General features: G+C 68.5%; 17 protein-coding genes. 14 read left to right on the plus strand and 3 right to left on the minus strand.

Features of this window, described 5'->3' with window-relative positions:
* Nucleotides 1–84 precede the first annotated feature (84 nt).
* Entirely contained in the window at nt 85–1,449 is a 1,365-nt protein-coding gene (locus HWX08_RS26415; RefSeq protein WP_174921607.1) for a 2-hydroxycarboxylate transporter family protein, read from the minus strand.
* Nucleotides 1,450–1,881: 432 nt separating this feature from the next.
* Between HWX08_RS26415 and HWX08_RS26420 the strand changes: the two genes are divergently transcribed.
* The 11 genes from HWX08_RS26420 to HWX08_RS26470 all read left to right on the plus strand — a co-directional run bounded on the left by HWX08_RS26420 (nt 1,882) and on the right by HWX08_RS26470 (nt 12,946).
* A complete protein-coding gene (locus HWX08_RS26420) occupies nt 1,882–2,712 on the plus strand; it encodes a MetQ/NlpA family ABC transporter substrate-binding protein (RefSeq protein WP_174921606.1) in 831 nt (276 codons plus the stop codon).
* A gap of 11 nt (nt 2,713–2,723) precedes the next feature.
* Nucleotides 2,724–4,142, plus strand: a complete 1,419-nt coding sequence (locus tag HWX08_RS26425) for an LLM class flavin-dependent oxidoreductase (protein WP_069260806.1) — start codon at nt 2,724–2,726, stop codon at nt 4,140–4,142.
* 18 nt (nt 4,143–4,160) lie between these two features.
* Complete coding sequence (locus HWX08_RS26430; RefSeq protein WP_174921605.1) at nt 4,161–5,348, plus strand: methionine ABC transporter ATP-binding protein; 1,188 nt, start codon at nt 4,161–4,163, stop codon at nt 5,346–5,348.
* The gene (locus HWX08_RS26435) at nt 5,341–5,997 is read left to right on the plus strand and encodes a methionine ABC transporter permease (RefSeq protein ID WP_069260804.1); all 657 of its coding nucleotides are present in this window, start codon (nt 5,341–5,343) and stop codon (nt 5,995–5,997) included. Before HWX08_RS26430 ends, HWX08_RS26435 begins: the two co-directional genes overlap by 8 nt.
* A gap of 54 nt (nt 5,998–6,051) precedes the next feature.
* Complete coding sequence (locus tag HWX08_RS26440) at nt 6,052–6,903, plus strand: hypothetical protein (protein WP_174921604.1); 852 nt, start codon at nt 6,052–6,054, stop codon at nt 6,901–6,903.
* Nucleotides 6,900–8,111, plus strand: a complete 1,212-nt coding sequence (locus tag HWX08_RS26445) for an acyl-CoA dehydrogenase family protein (RefSeq protein ID WP_174921603.1) — start codon at nt 6,900–6,902, stop codon at nt 8,109–8,111. Before HWX08_RS26440 ends, HWX08_RS26445 begins: the two co-directional genes overlap by 4 nt.
* A gap of 133 nt (nt 8,112–8,244) precedes the next feature.
* Nucleotides 8,245–9,453 carry a zinc metallochaperone GTPase ZigA gene (zigA, locus tag HWX08_RS26450; RefSeq protein ID WP_174921602.1) on the plus strand — a complete coding sequence of 403 codons (1,209 nt, stop codon included), beginning with the start codon at nt 8,245–8,247 and terminating at the stop codon, nt 9,451–9,453.
* Nucleotides 9,454–9,513: 60 nt separating this feature from the next.
* A complete protein-coding gene (gene folE2, locus HWX08_RS26455; protein WP_174921601.1) occupies nt 9,514–10,434 on the plus strand; it encodes a GTP cyclohydrolase FolE2 in 921 nt (306 codons plus the stop codon).
* Nucleotides 10,428–11,006, plus strand: coding sequence for a 6-pyruvoyl trahydropterin synthase family protein (locus HWX08_RS26460; protein WP_174921600.1), 579 nt, complete (start codon nt 10,428–10,430; stop codon nt 11,004–11,006). The genes folE2 and HWX08_RS26460 overlap by 7 nt, the downstream gene beginning before the upstream one ends.
* Nucleotides 11,006–11,566 (plus strand): gamma carbonic anhydrase family protein, encoded by a 561-nt coding sequence (locus tag HWX08_RS26465; protein ID WP_069260799.1) that lies wholly within the window; start codon nt 11,006–11,008, stop codon nt 11,564–11,566. Before HWX08_RS26460 ends, HWX08_RS26465 begins: the two co-directional genes overlap by 1 nt.
* 3 nt (nt 11,567–11,569) lie before the next feature.
* On the plus strand, nt 11,570–12,946 hold the full coding sequence (locus HWX08_RS26470; RefSeq protein WP_069260798.1) for a dihydroorotase: 1,377 nt from the start codon (nt 11,570–11,572) through the stop codon (nt 12,944–12,946).
* Here the strand turns inward: HWX08_RS26470 and HWX08_RS26475 are convergent.
* On the minus strand, nt 12,943–13,407 hold the full coding sequence (locus HWX08_RS26475; RefSeq protein WP_048245841.1) for an Lrp/AsnC family transcriptional regulator: 465 nt from the start codon (nt 13,405–13,407) through the stop codon (nt 12,943–12,945). The genes HWX08_RS26470 and HWX08_RS26475 overlap by 4 nt on opposite strands.
* Before the next feature lie 167 nt (nt 13,408–13,574).
* Here HWX08_RS26475 and HWX08_RS26480 point away from each other — a divergent pair, with 167 nt between their 5' ends.
* The gene (locus HWX08_RS26480) at nt 13,575–14,201 is read left to right on the plus strand and encodes a LysE family translocator (protein WP_069260797.1); all 627 of its coding nucleotides are present in this window, start codon (nt 13,575–13,577) and stop codon (nt 14,199–14,201) included.
* A gap of 6 nt (nt 14,202–14,207) precedes the next feature.
* On the opposite strand, the gene HWX08_RS26485 is transcribed toward HWX08_RS26480, so the two are convergent.
* Nucleotides 14,208–15,056 carry a helix-turn-helix domain-containing protein gene (locus HWX08_RS26485; RefSeq protein WP_174921599.1) on the minus strand — a complete coding sequence of 283 codons (849 nt, stop codon included), beginning with the start codon at nt 15,054–15,056 and terminating at the stop codon, nt 14,208–14,210.
* Between the two features lie 195 nt (nt 15,057–15,251).
* On the opposite strand from HWX08_RS26485, the gene HWX08_RS26490 reads away from it, so the two are divergent.
* Nucleotides 15,252–16,205, plus strand: a complete 954-nt coding sequence (locus tag HWX08_RS26490; protein WP_174921598.1) for a DUF2167 domain-containing protein — start codon at nt 15,252–15,254, stop codon at nt 16,203–16,205.
* Nucleotides 16,202–16,927 (plus strand): site-2 protease family protein, encoded by a 726-nt coding sequence (locus HWX08_RS26495; protein WP_174921597.1) that lies wholly within the window; start codon nt 16,202–16,204, stop codon nt 16,925–16,927. The genes HWX08_RS26490 and HWX08_RS26495 overlap by 4 nt, the downstream gene beginning before the upstream one ends.
* Nucleotides 16,928–16,964 lie beyond the last annotated feature (37 nt).

Below are 16,964 nucleotides of genomic sequence, written 5' to 3' on the forward strand. Positions count from 1 at the left end.
CCCGGAACGACGCGCGCCGCGCGCCGGCGAGGCCGGCGGCGGCGCGTGCGAAGCGGCCGGCACGACGGGGCGCGCGGCGGCGCGTCATCCGAAGTGTGCGATCAGGATCAGCGTGACCGTGACGACGATCGCGCCGCCGATCCGCGTCGCGATCTGCGCGAACGGCATCAGCTGCATCCGGTTCGCGGCGGTCAGGATCGCGACGTCGCCGGTGCCGCCTTGCCCGCTGTGGCAGGCGTTCACGATTGCGGTGTCGATAGGGTACATCTTCATCAGGCGGCCGACCACGAAACCAGTGCCCATCAGCGTCGCGACGGTCGACACGATCGTGACGACGTTGACGATCGTGAACGCGGCGGTCAGCTTGTCCCACGGCGTCATCGCGACGCCGATCGCGAACAGCAGCGGATACGTGACGGCGGTCGAGAAGAACTTGTAGACGACGAACGCGCCTTCCTGCAGCGGCGGCGACACCGCGCGGGCAAGCTTCACGAGCACCGCGAGAAACAGCATCGCGACCGGCGCGGGCAGGCCGAACAGCTTGTGCGCCATCAGGCCGACCAGGTACAGCGTGATCGCGGTGATGCCGGCGCCCGCGATGTGCGAGACGTCGACGTGGCCGCGGATTTCCTCGTTCTCGGGCGTCATGTCGCCCGATTCGCCGACCTGCAGGCGGCCGTTGCCGGTCAGGTGCGGGAAGCGCTTGCCGAGCATGTCGAGCGCGCCCGACAGGATGATCGCGGTCAGGCTGCCGAGCATCACCGGCGGCAGCACCATCGCGAACATCTCGCCTTGCGGCAGGTGCATCAGTTCCGAATAGCCGATCGACAGCGGAATCGCGCCTTCGCCGACGCCGCCCGCCATGATCGGCACGACGATGTACAGCAGCGTGTGGCGCGCGCCGAGGCCGAGCGCGGTGCCGACCGCCGTGCCGACGATCGCGGCCGCGACCGAGCCGGCCGCGAGCGGAATGAAGATCTTCACGAAGCCCTGGATCAGCACGCGGCGATCCATGCTCAGGATGCTGCCGACGATGATCGACGCGATGAACAGGTACAGGAAGTTGGTCGACTTCGTGAACTCGACCGTCAGGTTCAGCACCGGCTTCGGCAGCACGTGGTAGTAGGTGAGCGCCGACGGCACGAAGGTCGCGAAGATCGCGGCCGCGCCGATGTTGCGCAGCAGCGGCAGCCGCTTGCCGAGTTCCGCGCAGGTGAAGCCGAAGAACGCGAGCACCGCGATCGCCATCGAGATCTCGCCGGGCACCTTGCCGGTCACCGAGAAGCCGACGATCAGCGCGAGCAGGATGAAGTAGACGGGCAGCGGAATGATGCCGATGCGGATTTCCATCAGTTTCCACCAGCCCTCCGGCCAGAAGCGCTCGCGCGGGGGGGCGACGGTGCCGGAAACCGGCTCGGAATGGGGCGGGGTATGGATAGAGGTCTGCAAGACGTGTCTCCTGATGTTGGAATGCCTGCATGACTTCGCGGCATCGTGTGCCGTCTATTACGCAACCCTCGTGCCAGTATTGCGGGCCTGCCGAAACATTTTCAACGCATTGATTCTTAAGGGATTTGTTTCGTATCAGGAAAGCTTGGGCCGACCGGATGGCCGAGATTTCGGAATTCGCCCCGCGCCCAGGCCGAGATTTCGGCCAGCCTGTCGGCCGGGAGCCGGTCGGGCCTCGCGGCCCCCGGCGGCGGCCCGCCATATCGCCGCGCGCGATTTTCTTCGCACAATCGCTTCGTAGACCGCCCCCGCGCCGCTCTCTATCATCGGCTGATCCTTTTCCGATGCGATGTCCCGTCCGGAGAACGCCCGCGCGTTCGCCGCGGCGTCGCGCATCCGTCGATACCGTCTTTGGACAGGAGAGTGGTTCGCATGCTGCATCCCGTTTTTTCCGCCCGCTTTTCCGCCGGCCGCGTCGCGCGCTTCATCGTCGCCGCGCTGCTCGGCGTTGCGCTGCTCGACGGCGCGCAAGCCGACACCGCGCCGCTGAAGGTCGGCATCTCGACCAGCCCGCAGATCGAAGCGCTCAAAGTCGCCGCGAAAGAGGCGAAGGCGCAGGGGCTCGACGTGAAGATCGTCGAGTTCACCGACTGGAATACGCCGAACGCGGCGCTCGCGAACAAGGACATCGACGTCAACTACTTCCAGCACATCCCGTTCCTCGAGAACGCGAACAAGCAGGGCGGCTACAACTTCGTGTCGATCGCGCCCGGCACGATCATGAAGATCGGCCTCTATTCGAAGAAGGTGAAAAGCTTCGCCGAGCTGAAGGACGGCGCGAAGGTCGCGATCGCGAACGACCCGGTGAACGGCGGGCGCGGGCTGTTGCTGCTGCAGCGCGCCGGGCTCATCACGCTGAAGCCGGGCGCCGACTACCGCGCGACGACGCACGACATCGTGTCGAACCCGAAGCACCTGAAGATCATTGCGCTCGAAGCATCGCAACTCGCGCGTTCGCTCGACGACGTCGATCTCGCGCAGGGCTACCCGAGCTTCATCAAGCTCGCCGGCACGACCGACCCGAACAGCGCGCTGCTGTTCGACGGCACCGAGAACAAGATCTTCGCGATCCAGTGGGTCGTGCGTCCGGACAGCGTGAACGATCCGCGCATCCGCAAGTTCATCGCGATCTACCAGCAGTCGCCGGCCGTGCGCCGTGCGCTCGACAACGCGTTCGGCTCGCTGTACGCGATCGCGTGGTGACGGAGGCGGCCATGACGACGGCGAACCGCAAGAAAATCCTGCTCAACGCGTTCAACATGAACTGCGTCGGGCACATCAACCACGGCCTGTGGACGCATCCGCGCGACCGCTCCGCGCACTACACCGATCTCGACTACTGGGCCGACCTCGCGAAGACGCTGGAGCGCGGCAAGTTCGACGGGATCTTCCTCGCGGACATCGTCGGCGTGTACGACGTGTTCGGCGGCGGGCCCGACGCCGCGCTGCGCGAATCGGTGCAGGTGCCCGTCAACGATCCGCTGCTGCTCGTGCCCGCGATGGCGCAGGTCACGCGGCATCTCGGCTTCGGCGTGACCGCGAACCTCACGTATGAACCGCCTTACCTGTTCGCGCGCCGCATGTCGACGCTCGATCATCTGACGAAAGGGCGCGTGGGCTGGAACATCGTCACCGGCTATCTCGACAGCGCCGCGCGCGGGATGGGCCTCGCGCAGCAGATCGGCCACGACGACCGCTACGAACGTGCGGACGACTACATGGACGTCGTCTACAAGCTGTGGGAGCAGAGCTGGGACGACGACGCGGTGATCCGCGATGCGCACGCGCGCGTGTTCGCGCAGCCGGGCAAGGTGCGGCGCGTGAAGCACGACGGGCCGTTCTATTCGATCGATGCGATTCATCTGAGCGAGCCGTCGCTGCAGCGCACGCCGGTGCTGTACCAGGCCGGCTCGTCGGCGCGCGGCGTCGCGTTCGCCGGCCGTCATGCGGAATGCGTGTTCGTGAACGGGCAGAGCAAGGCCGCGGCACGCGCGGCGGCGCTCGACATCCGCGCGGCCGCCGCCCGGCAGGGGCGCGACCCGGCGTCGATCCGGATCTTCGCGGGCGTGAGCGTCGTGACGGCCGAGACCGAGCGGCTCGCGCGCGAAAAGTTCGACGAATACCGGCGCTATGCGAGCCCGGAAGCCGGCCTCGCGCATTTCGCGAGCTCGACCGGCATCGACTTCGCGAAGTACGGCCTCGACGAGCCGATCTCGTACGTGAAGACCGATTCGATCCAGTCGGCCGTGGACGCGATCTCGCGCAAGAGCACGACCGGCACGTGGACCGTGCGCCGGATGCTCGAACAGATGTCGCTCGGCGGCCGCTATGCGCCGATCGTCGGCTCGCCGTCGCAGGTCGCGGACGAGCTGCAGTCGTGGATCGACGAGACCGGCATCGACGGCTTCAACCTGACGCGCACCGTGATGCCCGAGTCGTTCGAGGATTTCGTCGACTGGGTCGTGCCCGAGCTGCAGAACCGCGGCGTCTACAAGGAAGACTACGATCCGGCGCCGACGCTGCGCGAGAAGCTGTTCGGCGCGGGCCCGCGCCTGCCGGCGTGGCACACGGGCGCCCAGCACCGGCCGGGCGCCGCCGCGCACGCCGAATCCGCGCATCCCGCGCATGTCTGAACGTGACGGAGCGAAGCGATGACGCAATTGTTCGATACGCTGGGTTTCATCGAGACGTCGGCGGTACGTGCCGGCGCCGGGGCGACGGCGCATGACGAAGCGGCCGCATCGGCCGGATCGGCCGGCGGCGCCGCCGTGTCGCTGGAGCAGGTCGGCAAGGTGTTCGCGACGCCGCGCGGGCAGGCCGCCGCGCTGCGCGACGTGACGCTCGACGTGCGGCGCGGCGAGGTATTCGGGATCATCGGCCGCAGCGGCGCCGGGAAGTCGACGCTGCTCCGTCTGGTGAACGGCCTCGAACGGCCGAGTTCGGGCCGCGTGCGCGTGCAGGGCGTCGACGTCGGCGCGCTCGACGAGGACGGGCTCGTCGCGCTGCGCCGCCGCACCGGCATGGTGTTCCAGCATTTCAACCTGCTGTCCGCGAAGACGGTGTTCGAGAACGTCGCGCTGCCGCTGAAGATCGCCGGCGTGCCGAAAGCCGAACGCGTTCGCAAGGTCGAGGCGCTGCTGGAGCTCGTCGGGCTCGCCGCGAAGCGTGATGCGTACCCGGCCAGCCTGTCGGGCGGGCAGAAGCAGCGCGTCGGCATTGCCCGCGCGCTCGTGCACGATCCCGAGGTGCTGCTGTGCGACGAGGCGACATCGGCGCTCGATCCCGAGACGACGCAGTCGATTCTCGCGCTGCTCGCCGACATCAACCGCCGCCTCGGGCTGACGATCGTGCTGATCACGCACGAGATGGAAGTGATCCGCGCGGTGTGCGACACGGTCGCGGTGATCGAACAGGGCGAAGTCGTCGAAACCGGCCCGGTGTGGCGCGTGTTCGGCAACCCGCGCCACGGCGCGACGCGCGCGCTGCTCAGCACGCTCGTGCACGACCTGCCGGCCGAACTGGCCGCGCGCGTGCAGCCGCTGCCCGAGCAGGCCGCGTTGCCCGACGGCGCCCAGATCGTGCTCGACGTCCGCTATACGGGCGAGAGCGGCGGCGAGCCGGACGTCGGCGCGCTGGCTGCCGCGCTCGGCGGTTCGGTGCGGTTCCTGCACGGCGGGATCGAGCGCATCCAGGGGCATGCGCAAGGGCGGCTCGTGATCGCGGCCGCGCCGCGCGCGGATGACGCCGGCCACCCGCCGGCGGGGGGCGGTGCCGTCGCGGCGCTGCTCGAACGCGCGCGCCGCCACGCGAATCACGCGGAGGTGCTCGGCTATGTTTGACCTCTGGTGGCCCGAACTGCTCGACGCGATCCGCGACACGCTGTCGATGGTGGCCGCATCGGCCGCGATCGCCGCGCTGATCGGCATCCCGCTCGCGGTGGTCCTCGTGACGACCGCGCCCGGCGGCATCTACGCGCGGCACGGCGTGAACGCGGTGCTCGGCGCGCTCGTCAACGTGTTCCGCTCGACGCCGTTCATCATCCTGCTCGTCGCGTTGCTGCCGTTCACGCGCCTGCTGATCGGCACGACGATCGGCGTGTGGGCGGCCGTCGTGCCACTGTCGATCGCCGCGATCCCGTTCTTCGCGCGAATCGCCGAAGTGAGCCTGCGCGAAGTCGATCGCGGGCTGATCGAAGCCGCGCTCGCGATGGGCGCGAAGCGCCGCCACATCGTCTGGCACGTGCTGCTGCCCGAAGCGCTGCCGGGCATGCTCGGCGGCTTCACCATTACCGTCGTCGCGCTGATCGGCTCGACCGCAATGGCGGGCGCCGTCGGCGCGGGCGGCCTCGGCGATCTCGCGATCCGCTACGGCTATCAGCGCTTCGACACCACCGTCATGGCGACCGTGATCGTGATCCTGATCGCGCTCGTCTCGGCCGTGCAAATCACGGGCGACCGCCTGGTCCGACGCGTGACCCGGCGTACCTGAGCGACGCCACGAGCGTCCGCTCGCTTCATTCATGATCCTGAGAGAACGAACCCTATGAGCTTGCCCATCGGCGCGCCGCGCGAATGGAACGGAGAATTCGAGGAAGCGCTGTTTCTCGACGTGGCGCGACGCCATCGTCCCGGCTTCCCGGCCAAGCTGGCCACCCCGCCGCGCGAGCCGCGCAACGACGACGAACTGGCCGCCGTCGCCGACTACTACACGAAGATGGCGTCGCACGACCTGTTCATCGTGCAGGTGGTCGCGAAGGCGATCGACACGCTGTTTCGCGACGATCCGCATTTCCAGCTGATCCTGTCGCGCCAGCTCGGCGACGACGGCGCGCACGCGGTGATCGGCCGCGAACGCGTAAAGGAACTGACGGGGCGCGACCCGCTGCCCGAAATCGACCGGCTCGTCGCCGCGCACTGGGCGCGCATCGGCGACATCGCGGTGCGCGACGTCGCGGGTTTTCTCGCGTTCGAATGGCACTACGAACTGCACATCCTCGCGAAGCTGTGGATCCAGCGCAAGACCGGCCGCATCGGCGATTCCGCGATGCGCGAGCACGGCGAGAACCGGATCCGGCCGGACGAGGAGTGGCATCGCGTGCAGATCGTCCAGTGGTGGTTCGACACGTTGAAGGCGCTGCCGGCGGCGGAGCGCGACGCGCTGATCGATCGCGTGATCGCGGCCGACGAGGAAACGCAGGTGCGGCTCGACGGTTATCTGCACGACGAGTACGCGCATACCGCGCACGTGTTCGGCGCGGACATCGCCGACTACCGCGCGATCTACGACGACTGGCGGCGCGAGATCCTGTCGCGGTTGACCGGCAGGCGCGAACTCGGGAAACTCGTGCCGTTGTCGAAAGCAGTTTCGACCCAGGAACAGGAAGCCGTCGCATGAACGATCCACGCGGCCCGGCGACGCTCGCCGCGGCAACGGATGTCTCGGCAATCGATCCGGCTGCGCTTTCGCGCGCGATCGACGCGCTGCGCGCCACGGCCGCTGCACGCGACCGCGCGGGCGGTCATGCGGCGCAGGAGAAGCAATGGCTCGCCGACGCGGGCCTGCTGACGCTCGCGGTGCCGCGCGCATTCGGCGGGCAGGAAGCCGCATGGCCCGAGATCTACGATGCGATCCGCCGGATCGCACGCGTGGACAGCGCGCTCGCGCATCTCGTCGGGTTCCAGTGCCTGCAGGTGGTGAGCGTCGACGTGTGGGGCAGCGACGCGCAGCGCGAACGCTATCTGCGCGGCACGGTCGAGCGGCAATGGTGGTGGGGCAATGCGGTCAATCCGCTCGATACGCGGCTCGTGGCCACCGCGACGCCCGACGGCGGCTACCGGCTCGACGGCGTGAAGGGCTTCTGTTCGGGCACGCGCGGCTCGCAGCGGATGACGGTGTCCGCGCACGATCCGGCTACCGGCCGCACCGTGTTCGGCGTGGTGCCGACCGATCGCGCGGGGATCACGGTCGCCGAAGACTGGGACCCGATCGGCCAGCGCCAGACCGACAGCGGCAGCGTGCGCTTCGACGGCGTGACGCTCGCGCCGGACGAGGTGCTGCACCGTTCCGAGGCGCCGCCGACGCCGCGCGCGACGCTGCGCACGCTCGTGTCGCAGCTCGTGCTCACGAACCTGTTCGTCGGGCTCGCGGAAGGCGCGCTGGCCGAAGCGCGCGACTATGTGCTGAAGCACGGCCGGCCGTGGATCCATGCGGAAGTCGCGCAGGCGAGCGACGATCCGTACACGCTGCAGCGCTTCGGCGACATGCGCGTGCGGGCGATCGCCGCGGCGGCGCTGGCCGATCGCGCGGCTGCCGCGTTGCAGCGTGCGTGGGCGCGGCAGGATGCGCTGACGGCCGACGAGCGCGCCGAGGCGGCGCTCGCGGTGTCGGAGGCGAAGATCGTCGCGCAGCGCGCGGCGCTCGAGAACGGCGAGGCGCTGTTCGACGCATGCGGCGCACGCGCGACGGCCGCGTCGCTCGGCCTCGACCGCTTCTGGCGCAACGCGCGCACGCATACGCTGCACGATCCGCTCGACTACCGGCTGCGCGACGTGGGCCGGTTCGCGTTGACCGGGGAATTGCCGCAGGCGTCGCTTTATACGTAACGGATCGACACCGGAGCGGACATGGCCCGCTCCGGACAAAACCCGCGGCCGGCTGGACGTCCGGAATGATATGTTATATCGTTGCGATACAATATATCATTCTCTCCTCAACGTCCTCTTCCGGAATCGCCCGATGAGTACCGCACTCCATCCGTCCACGCGGCTTCCCGTGACCGTCCTGTCCGGCTTCCTCGGCGCCGGCAAGACGACGCTGCTCAACCACATCCTCAACAATCGCGAGGGCCGGCGCGTCGCGGTCATCGTCAACGACATGTCCGAGGTCAACATCGACGCCGCGCTCGTGCGCGACGGCGGCGCGGGGCTGTCGCGCACCGACGAGAAGCTCGTCGAGATGAGCAACGGCTGCATCTGCTGCACGCTGCGCGAGGATCTGCTGATCGAGGTCGACCGGCTCGCGCGCGAAGGGCGCTTCGACCAGCTCGTGATCGAGTCCACCGGCATCTCGGAGCCGCTGCCGGTGGCCGAGACGTTCACGTTCGAGGGCGAGGACGGCCGCAGCCTCGGCGAAGTCGCGCGCCTCGACACGATGGTGACGGTGGTCGACGCGTTCAATTTCCTGCGCGACTACGCGTCGCGCGACAGCCTGCAGTCGCGCGGCGAATCGATGGGCGACGAGGATGCGCGCACGGTGGTCGATCTGCTGATCGACCAGATCGAGTTCTGCGACGTGATCGTGATCAACAAGATCGACCTGATCGACGCCGGCGCGCGCGAGCGGCTGGTCGCGCTGCTGCGCGGGCTGAATCCGCGTGCGCGGATCGAGATCGCCGAATTCGGCAAGGTGCCGCTCGAGCGCGTGCTCGACACCGGCCTGTTCGACTTCGACGAAGCGTCGCGCGCGCCGGGCTGGCTGCAGGAGATGCGCGGCACGCACACGCCCGAGACCGACGAATACGGCATCCGCAGCTTCGTCTACCGCGCGCGGCGGCCGTTCCATCCGCAGCGTTTCTTCGATCTCGTCGAAAGCGAATGGCCGGGCGTCGTCCGCTCGAAAGGATTCTTCTGGCTCGCCACGCATCCGACCATTGCCGGGTCGTGGTCGCAGGCCGGCGCGGTCGCGCGGCACGGGCCGGTCGGCCACTGGTGGGCGGCGGTGCCGCCCGAGCGCTGGCCGCAGGACCCGGAAGCCGTCGCGCAGATCCGCGCGCGCTGGGACGAACACGTCGGCGATGCGCGGCAGGAGCTCGTGCTGATCGGCATGGACATGGACGAGCCCGCGCTGCGCGCGCGCTTCGACGCGTGTCTGCTGACCGACGCCGAGATGGCCACCGGCCCCGATCACTGGACCACGTGGGACAACCCGTTTCGCGACTGGTCCTGACCTGAACGCGCGCTTCCTGCATCGATCCGGATGGAGAAGGCGCTCCACCGGATTCCGAGCATGAATGCAGCGCTTCCCGATATTTCCCTCACCGACGTCGCACCGGGCCGCCGCCCGCTCGACTGGGTCGGCATGCAGGGCATCGACCTGCCCGTCGCGGTGGCCGAGCCCGGCTGCCGGCGCGACGTGCATGCGCGCGCCGACGTGCAGGTCGATCTGCCCGCGCCGGATGTGAAAGGCATCCACATGTCGCGGCTGTACCGGCTGCTCGACGGGCTCGGCGACGGCACCGCGCTGTCGCCGGCCGGCCTTCGGCGCGTGCTGCACGCGATGGTCGACAGCCACCGCGACTGCGACACGCGCAGTGCGCGGCTGCGGCTGCGCTTCGATTTGCTCGCGCGTCGCGCGGCGCTGGTGACCGACGGGCTGGCCGGGTGGAAGGCCTATCCGGTCCGGATCGACGCGACGTTGACGGGCGCCAGGTTCGAGCTGCGCGCGCAGGTGACGGCCGTCTATTCGTCGACGTGCCCGTGCTCGGCCGCGCTGTCGCGGCACTGGGTCGAACAGGCGTTCCTCGCGGCGTTCGGCCGCGACGAGCGCGTCGAGCCGGCGGCGGTCGCCGCGTGGTTGAAGCGGCATGCGACGGCGGCCACGCCGCATAGCCAGCGCAGCGAGGCCGTCGTCAGCGTGGCGTTGCCCGCCGATGGCGCGACGCTGGGGCTGATCGACCTGATCGATCGCATCGAGTACGCGCTCGGCACGCCGGTGCAGACGGCCGTCAAGCGCGCGGACGAGCAGGCGTTCGCGGTGCTGAACGGCGAAAACCTGATGTTCGTCGAGGATGCCGCGCGCCGGGTCCAGGCCGCGCTGGACGGCCGCCACGCGGACCCGCGCGTGCACGTGCGCCATCTGGAAAGCCTGCATCCGCACGATGCGGTGGCCTGGGCCGCGCCGGTTCGCGAAGGTGCTAACGCGTGCTGATCCGCAAGCTGTTCCGGTTCGAGAACGCGCATGTCGTGCGCGGCTGCAGCACGCGGCGCTGCTCGCATTCGATCCACGGCCATTCGTACCGCGTCGAGCTGCTGCTCGAAGCGCATGCGCTGGATCACGGGCAGATGATCTACGACTTCGGGCTGCTCAAGGGCGACGTGCGCGAGCTGATCGACGCGTTCGACCATGCAGTGACGCTGTGGTCGGATGACGCCCCGGACTATCTCGACAGCATGCGCCGGCATTCCGAGCGCTGGGTGCTGCTGCCCGTGTCGCCGAGCGCCGAGCAGTTCTCGCGCGTGTTCTTTCGCCTCGTCGATGCGGCGCTGTCGTGCACCCGCATGGCGAACGGCGAAGGCGACGTACGGCTGCATTCGGTCATCGTTCACGAGACCGAGACCGGCTACGCGCAGTGCTTTCGCGACGATGCGTTCAACCCGCGCATGGGCCGCATCGACCTGGACGCGATCGTGTTCGCGCCGGCCATCGCCGGCCAGTGGCGCGATCCGGGCATGTTCGAGCGGATCAGGCGCGGCCGTCCCATTTCAACGCAGGAATCCTGATGATCAGAAAGAACCCGCGCGGCGACCTGCCGCAGATTCACCCGAGCGCCTTCGTCGATCCGACCGCCATTCTGTGCGGGCTCGTGATCGTCGAGGAGAACGTGTTCATCGGCCCGTACGCGGTGATCCGCGCCGACGAAACGGACGCAGGCGGTCAGATCGCACCGATCGTGATCGGTGCGCATTCGAACATCCAGGACGGTGTGGTGATCCATTCGAAGTCGGGCGCGAGCGTGACCATCGGCCAGCATACGTCGATCGCGCATCGCGCGATCGTCCACGGGCCGTGCAAGGTCGGCAACGGCGTGTTCGTCGGCTTCAACAGCGTGCTGTTCAACTGCACGATCGACGACGGCTGCGTGGTGCGCTACAACGCGGTCGTCGACGGCTGCCATCTGCCGCCGGGCTTCTACGTGCGTTCGACCGAGCGCATCGGGCCGGAAACCGATCTGGCCGCGTTGCCGCAGGTGACGGCCGACGCGAGCGATTTCTCCGAAGATGTTGCACGCACGAACAACGCGCTGGTGCTGGGTTACAAGCACATCCAGAACGAGTTCTGAATCATGGGCGAACCGATTCGACGTGAAGGGCGCGCGAGCGACGCGCTGAAGCGACGTCACGCCGACCTGCTCGTGTGCGGCGGCACGGCGATGACGCCCAACGGCGCGGAGCGGATCGACATCGCGTGCGTGGACGGCCGCGTCGTCGCGCTGGGCGCGCTGCACGGCACCTGGAGCGCCGATGTCCTGCTGAATGCCGGCGGCCTGCATGTGCTGCCGGGCGTCGTCGACAGCCAGGTGCATTTCCGCGAGCCTGGCCTCACGCACAAGGAGACCATCGAGGCCGGTACACGCGGCGCAGTGCTCGGCGGCGTCACGACGATCTTCGAGATGCCGAACACGCATCCGCTGACGCTGAACGCGGAGGATCTGCAGGCGAAGCTGGATCTCGCGCGCGGCCGTGCGTGGTGCGACTACGCGTTCTACATCGGCGGTTCGGCCGCGAACGCCGAGCGGTTGCCGGCGCTCGAAAACCTGCCGGGCTGCGCGGGCGTGAAGGTCTTCATGGGCAGCTCGTTCGGCGATCTGCTGGCCGACGACGAAGCCGTGTTGCGCCGGATCGTGCGCAACGGGCGGCGACGCATGGCCGTCCACGCGGAGGACGAGGCGCGGCTGCGCGAGCGCCGCGCGCTCGTCGACGCGAGCGGCGACGTGCGCGATCATCCTCGCTGGCGCGACGAGGAAAGCGCGCTGGCCGCGACGCGGCGCATCGTCGGGCTGGCTGCCGAGACGGGGCGGCGGCTGCATGTGCTGCACGTGTCGACCGCGCAGGAAATGGCGTTCCTCGAGCGGCACCGGCATCGCGTGACGGTCGAGGTCACGCCGCATCACCTGAGCCTATCCGCGCCCGATTGCTACGAACGGCTCGGCACGTTCGCGCAGATGAATCCGCCAGTGCGCGAGCGGCATCATCAGGATGCACTGTGGCAGGCCGTTCGCGACGGCGTGGTCGACGTGATCGGCAGCGATCACGCGCCGCATACGCGCGACGAAAAGCGCCGCCCGTATCCGCAGTCGCCGAGCGGGATGACCGGTGTGCAGACGCTGCTGCCGCTGATGCTCGATCACGTGCATGCTGGGCGCCTGAGCCTCGAACGGCTGGTTGACCTGACCAGCGCCGGGCCGGCGCGCATCTTCGGCATCGAGGGGAAGGGGCGCATCGCGATCGGCTACGACGCGGATTTCAGCATCGTCGACCTGCACGCGCGGCGGATCATCCGCGACGAATGGATCGCCAGCGTGAGCGGCTGGACGCCTTACGACGGCTGCGCGGTGACGGGCTGGCCCGTGCATACGGTCGTGCGCGGGCAGGTCGTCGTGCGCGACGGTGTGTTGAACGGCGAGCCGGCGGGGCAGCCTGTCACGTTTCTGGATGCCTAGATCGGCAGGCGCACCGTCTGCTTGATGCGCTTCAGCGGAATCTCGGTTTCGACGTTGCGTACGCCTTCGATCTGCGTGAGCGTTTCCATCTGGAAGCGCTGATAGTCGTCGAGATCCCGCGCGATCACGCGCAGCAGGTAATCGTAGCTGCCGGCCATCAGGTGGCATTCGAGGACTTCGGGCGCCTGCTCCATTTCGCGTGCGAAGCGCTCGACCGTCTTCTTGTCCTGGCGCTCCAGCGTGACACGCACGAATGCCGTGAACCTCAGGTCGACGGCGGCGGGGTTCAGCAGCGCGACATAGGCGTCGATCACGCCCTGCTCTTCGAGCAGGTGAACGCGGCGCAGGCAAGGCGTGGCCGAGAGTCCGGCCTGTTGCGCGAGTTCGGCATTCGTCTGGTTCGAATTCTGTTGCAACGCGCGCAGAATGCGCCGGTCGATCGCGTCCAGTTTGGTTGGCATTTTTCACTACCATCAATGCGGATGCTAGAGAATAGCTCTAAATTCGGCATTTCGAATAGCCAAACACGCATCCAATCTCCACCGCAACGCGCCGATAATCTGACGACCGGCCGGCCTGTGCGATGCGCGCGATTCCCGTTCCGGCCGTCCCCTTCAGGAGATCTCCCATGCTGCACGTATCCTGGCTGCCGTTCATCGCCACGTCCCTTCTGATCATCGTCACGCCGGGCCAGGACATGGTGCTCGTGATGTCGCGCACGCTGTCCGGCGGCACGCGCGCCGGCCTCGTGACGGCGGCGGGCGTCAGCGTCGGGCTGCTCGTGCACACGATGCTCGCGACGCTCGGGCTGGGTGCACTTCTTCAGGCATCCGAATGGTTGTTCACCGCGCTGAAGGTGGTCGGCGCGCTGTACCTGCTGTATCTCGGCATCACGCTGCTGCGTTCGTCGGGCGAGCTCACGCTCGCAAGCAGCCGCGGCGCGCCGGAATCGCGGTTGCGCACGATCGCGCAAGGCGCGCTGTCCAACGTGTCGAATCCGAAGGTTGCGCTCTTCTACCTGGCGTTCCTGCCGCAGTTCGTTCCCGCGGGCGCCGCGCATCCGATGCTGTCGCTGTTCGTGCTGGGCGCGACGTTCGCCGGCCTGACGTTTCTCGTCAAGGGGCCGGTCGCGCTGTTCGCCGGCCTGCTGTCGGCGTCGATCCGCCGTAACCCGCGCATCCTGACCCGCATGCACCGCGTCAGCGGTGTGGTTCTGCTGGCGCTTGGCGTCAAGCTGGCGTTCGAGCGCCGCTGATGGCAGTCATTGCGCCGGCAACGCGTCCGCCAGCGCCCGCATCGCGTCCACCGTCTCCGGGTTCGCCGGAAAGAACGCCTCGATCGCGAGTTCCGACAGCGTCACGTCGACGGGCGTGCCGAACACCGTCGTCGTGCTGAAGAACGTCAGTTCGCCGGCTGCCGTGCGCAGCCGCAGCGGCACGGCGATTTCCGCGAAGTCGGTGCGGGCATGCGTGTCGTCGGGCTGGCCGGCCGGCGCCGGATACGCGGCGAGTTCGTCGCGCAGCGTGTGCAGCGTGCGGTCGCCGCTCGCATCGATCTGCCGCTGCAGCCGATGCAGGATGTGCGCGCGCCATTCGTGCCAGTTGACGATCTGCGGCGCGAGGCCGTCCGGATGCAGGCTCAGCCGCAGCACGTTGACGGGCGGCTGAAGCAGCGCGGGGGCGGCCTGCGCGACCAGCGCGCCGAGCATCCGGTTCGCGGCGAGCAGCGTCCAGTGACGGTCCACCGCAAGCGCCGGATACGGCTCGTGGCCGCGCAGCACGGCTTCGACCGCATGGCGCGCGGCATCGAGTTGCGGGTCCGAAAACGGCCGTTCGCGAAACAGCGGCGCGAAGCCGGCCGCGACGAGCAGCGCGTTGCGCTCGCGCAGCGGCACGTCGAGGCGTTCCGCGAGATGCAGCACCATCTCGCGACTCGGCTGCGCACGGCCCGATTCGACGAAGCTCAGGTGGCGCGCGGACACGTCCGCATCGAGCGCGAGCGCCATCTGGCTCAGGCGCCGGCGTTGCCGCCACGTGCGCAGCAGCGGGCCGATACCGGACGGGCGGCCGGCGGACGGGGCGGGCGAATGGAGGGCGGCGGTCGGGTTCATGGTGCAGATGATAGGCAATCCCGCGCGCGTTGGGCATTACCTGCGACGTAAGCATCGCGCCGTTGCCGGACGCGTCGCGGCGCTGCGTTACCATAGCTCCCGTGCCAACTGAGAGACGCTGCCGGATCCGCGATCGAAAACGCCCGGGCCGGTGCCGTGCATATTTGCGACAAGGCATTCCAGGGGAATCCAACAATGAAAAAAACAGCCGTCCGGCTCGCCTGCGTGGCGACGCTTGCATTCGCCGTGACCACCGGCCACGCGCAGACCGAAGCCGCGCAGGTGGAAATGCGCGCCGCTGCCGCGGCCGCCAACGACGCGGTCGTGAAGGGTCCGACCGACATCGACGTGAAACACGAAGCCGTGCTGAAGCTGAAAGCCGGCGAATCGTTCGTGCCGGCCGCCGAAGCCGGCCGCTACCTGCGCTCGATGGGCAACTCGATCGACGAATCGAAGCTGGTCGGCCTCGTGCTGCCCGACGATCCGGACGCCGACTGGATCTCGGTCGTGTCGTTCGAGCCGAGCGGCTACATCCGCGACGACGATGCGAAGGACTGGAAGCCCGACGACCTGCTGAAGAGCCTGCAGGCCGGCACCGAGGAAAACAACCCGGCGCGCAAGGAGCGCGGCCTGCCCGAAACCGAGGTGGTCGGCTGGGCAAAGGCGCCCGCGTACGACGCGGCCACGCACCGGCTCGTGTGGTCCGCGATCATCCGCGAGAAGGGGGCGGCGCCGAACGCCGGGAACGACGGCGTGAATTACCGGACGCTCGTGCTCGGCCGCGACGGCTACCTGTCGCTGACGATGGCGTCGACGCTCGCCGACCTGCCGAAATACAAGGGGGCGGCCGACGAGCTGCTGTCGAACATCCGCTTCAACGACGGCAAGCGCTACGCCGATTTCAACCAGTCGACCGACCACGTCGCCGAGTACGGCCTTGCGGCGCTGATCGTCGGCGTCGGCGCGAAGAAGCTCGGCCTGCTCGCGCTGATCGGCGCGTTCGCGGTGAAGTTCTTCAAGATCGGCGCGGTTGCGCTGCTGGCCGGCGGCGCGGCGCTGAAGCGCTTCTTCGGGCGCAAGCCGAAGGCGGCCGCGGTGCCGGCCGTCGCCGATGCGTCCGACGTATCCGGCGCGGAGCGCAAGGAATGACGAAGCTGCTGCTGCTGATCTTCGGCGGCCTCAAGCTCGGCAAGGTGCTCGTTTCGGCGGGCTCCATGCTGGCGTCGATCGCGGTCTATGCGCTGTTCTACGGCTGGCGGTTCGCGGCCGGTTTCGTCGCGCTGCTGCTGGTGCACGAGGCCGGTCACTACATCGCCGCGCAACGGCGCGGGCTCGACGTCGGGCTGCCGACCTTCATCCCGTTCGTCGGCGCGTGGATCCAGTTGAAGGAGATGCCGCACGACGCGGAAACCGAGGCGTACGTCGGGCTCGCCGGGCCGTTCGTCGGCACGCTCGGTGCGCTCGCCTGCTACGCGGCCGCGCGCCACGGCGACAGCAACCTGCTGCTCGCGCTGTCGTACACGGGCTTCTTCCTGAACCTGTTCAACATGATCCCGCTGTCGCCGTTCGACGGCGGCCGGATCACCGCGGTGCTGTCGCCGCGCATCTGGTTCGCGGGCGTGCCGGTGCTGATCGCGCTGTTCGTCTATCGGCCGAGCCCGCTGCTGATCGTGATGGCGATCCTCGCGCTGCCGCAGCTGAAACGCGCATGGCGCTACGATCCCGACGCGCCGGAGAACCGCGTGTACTACGCGACGTCGATCGAGACGAAGACGACCTACGCGCTCTGCTACGTCGGCCTGCTCGCGTTCCTCGCATTGATGACGTCGGGCGTGCACGACATGCTGCGCGTCGCGCATTCGTCGACCTGACGTCGGAGCGAGGTAAAAAAACGGCGGCCGCTCGTTA

Origin of the sequence: Burkholderia metallica, from assembly GCF_902832845.1 — a bacterium.
GTDB lineage: Bacteria > Pseudomonadota > Gammaproteobacteria > Burkholderiales > Burkholderiaceae > Burkholderia > Burkholderia metallica.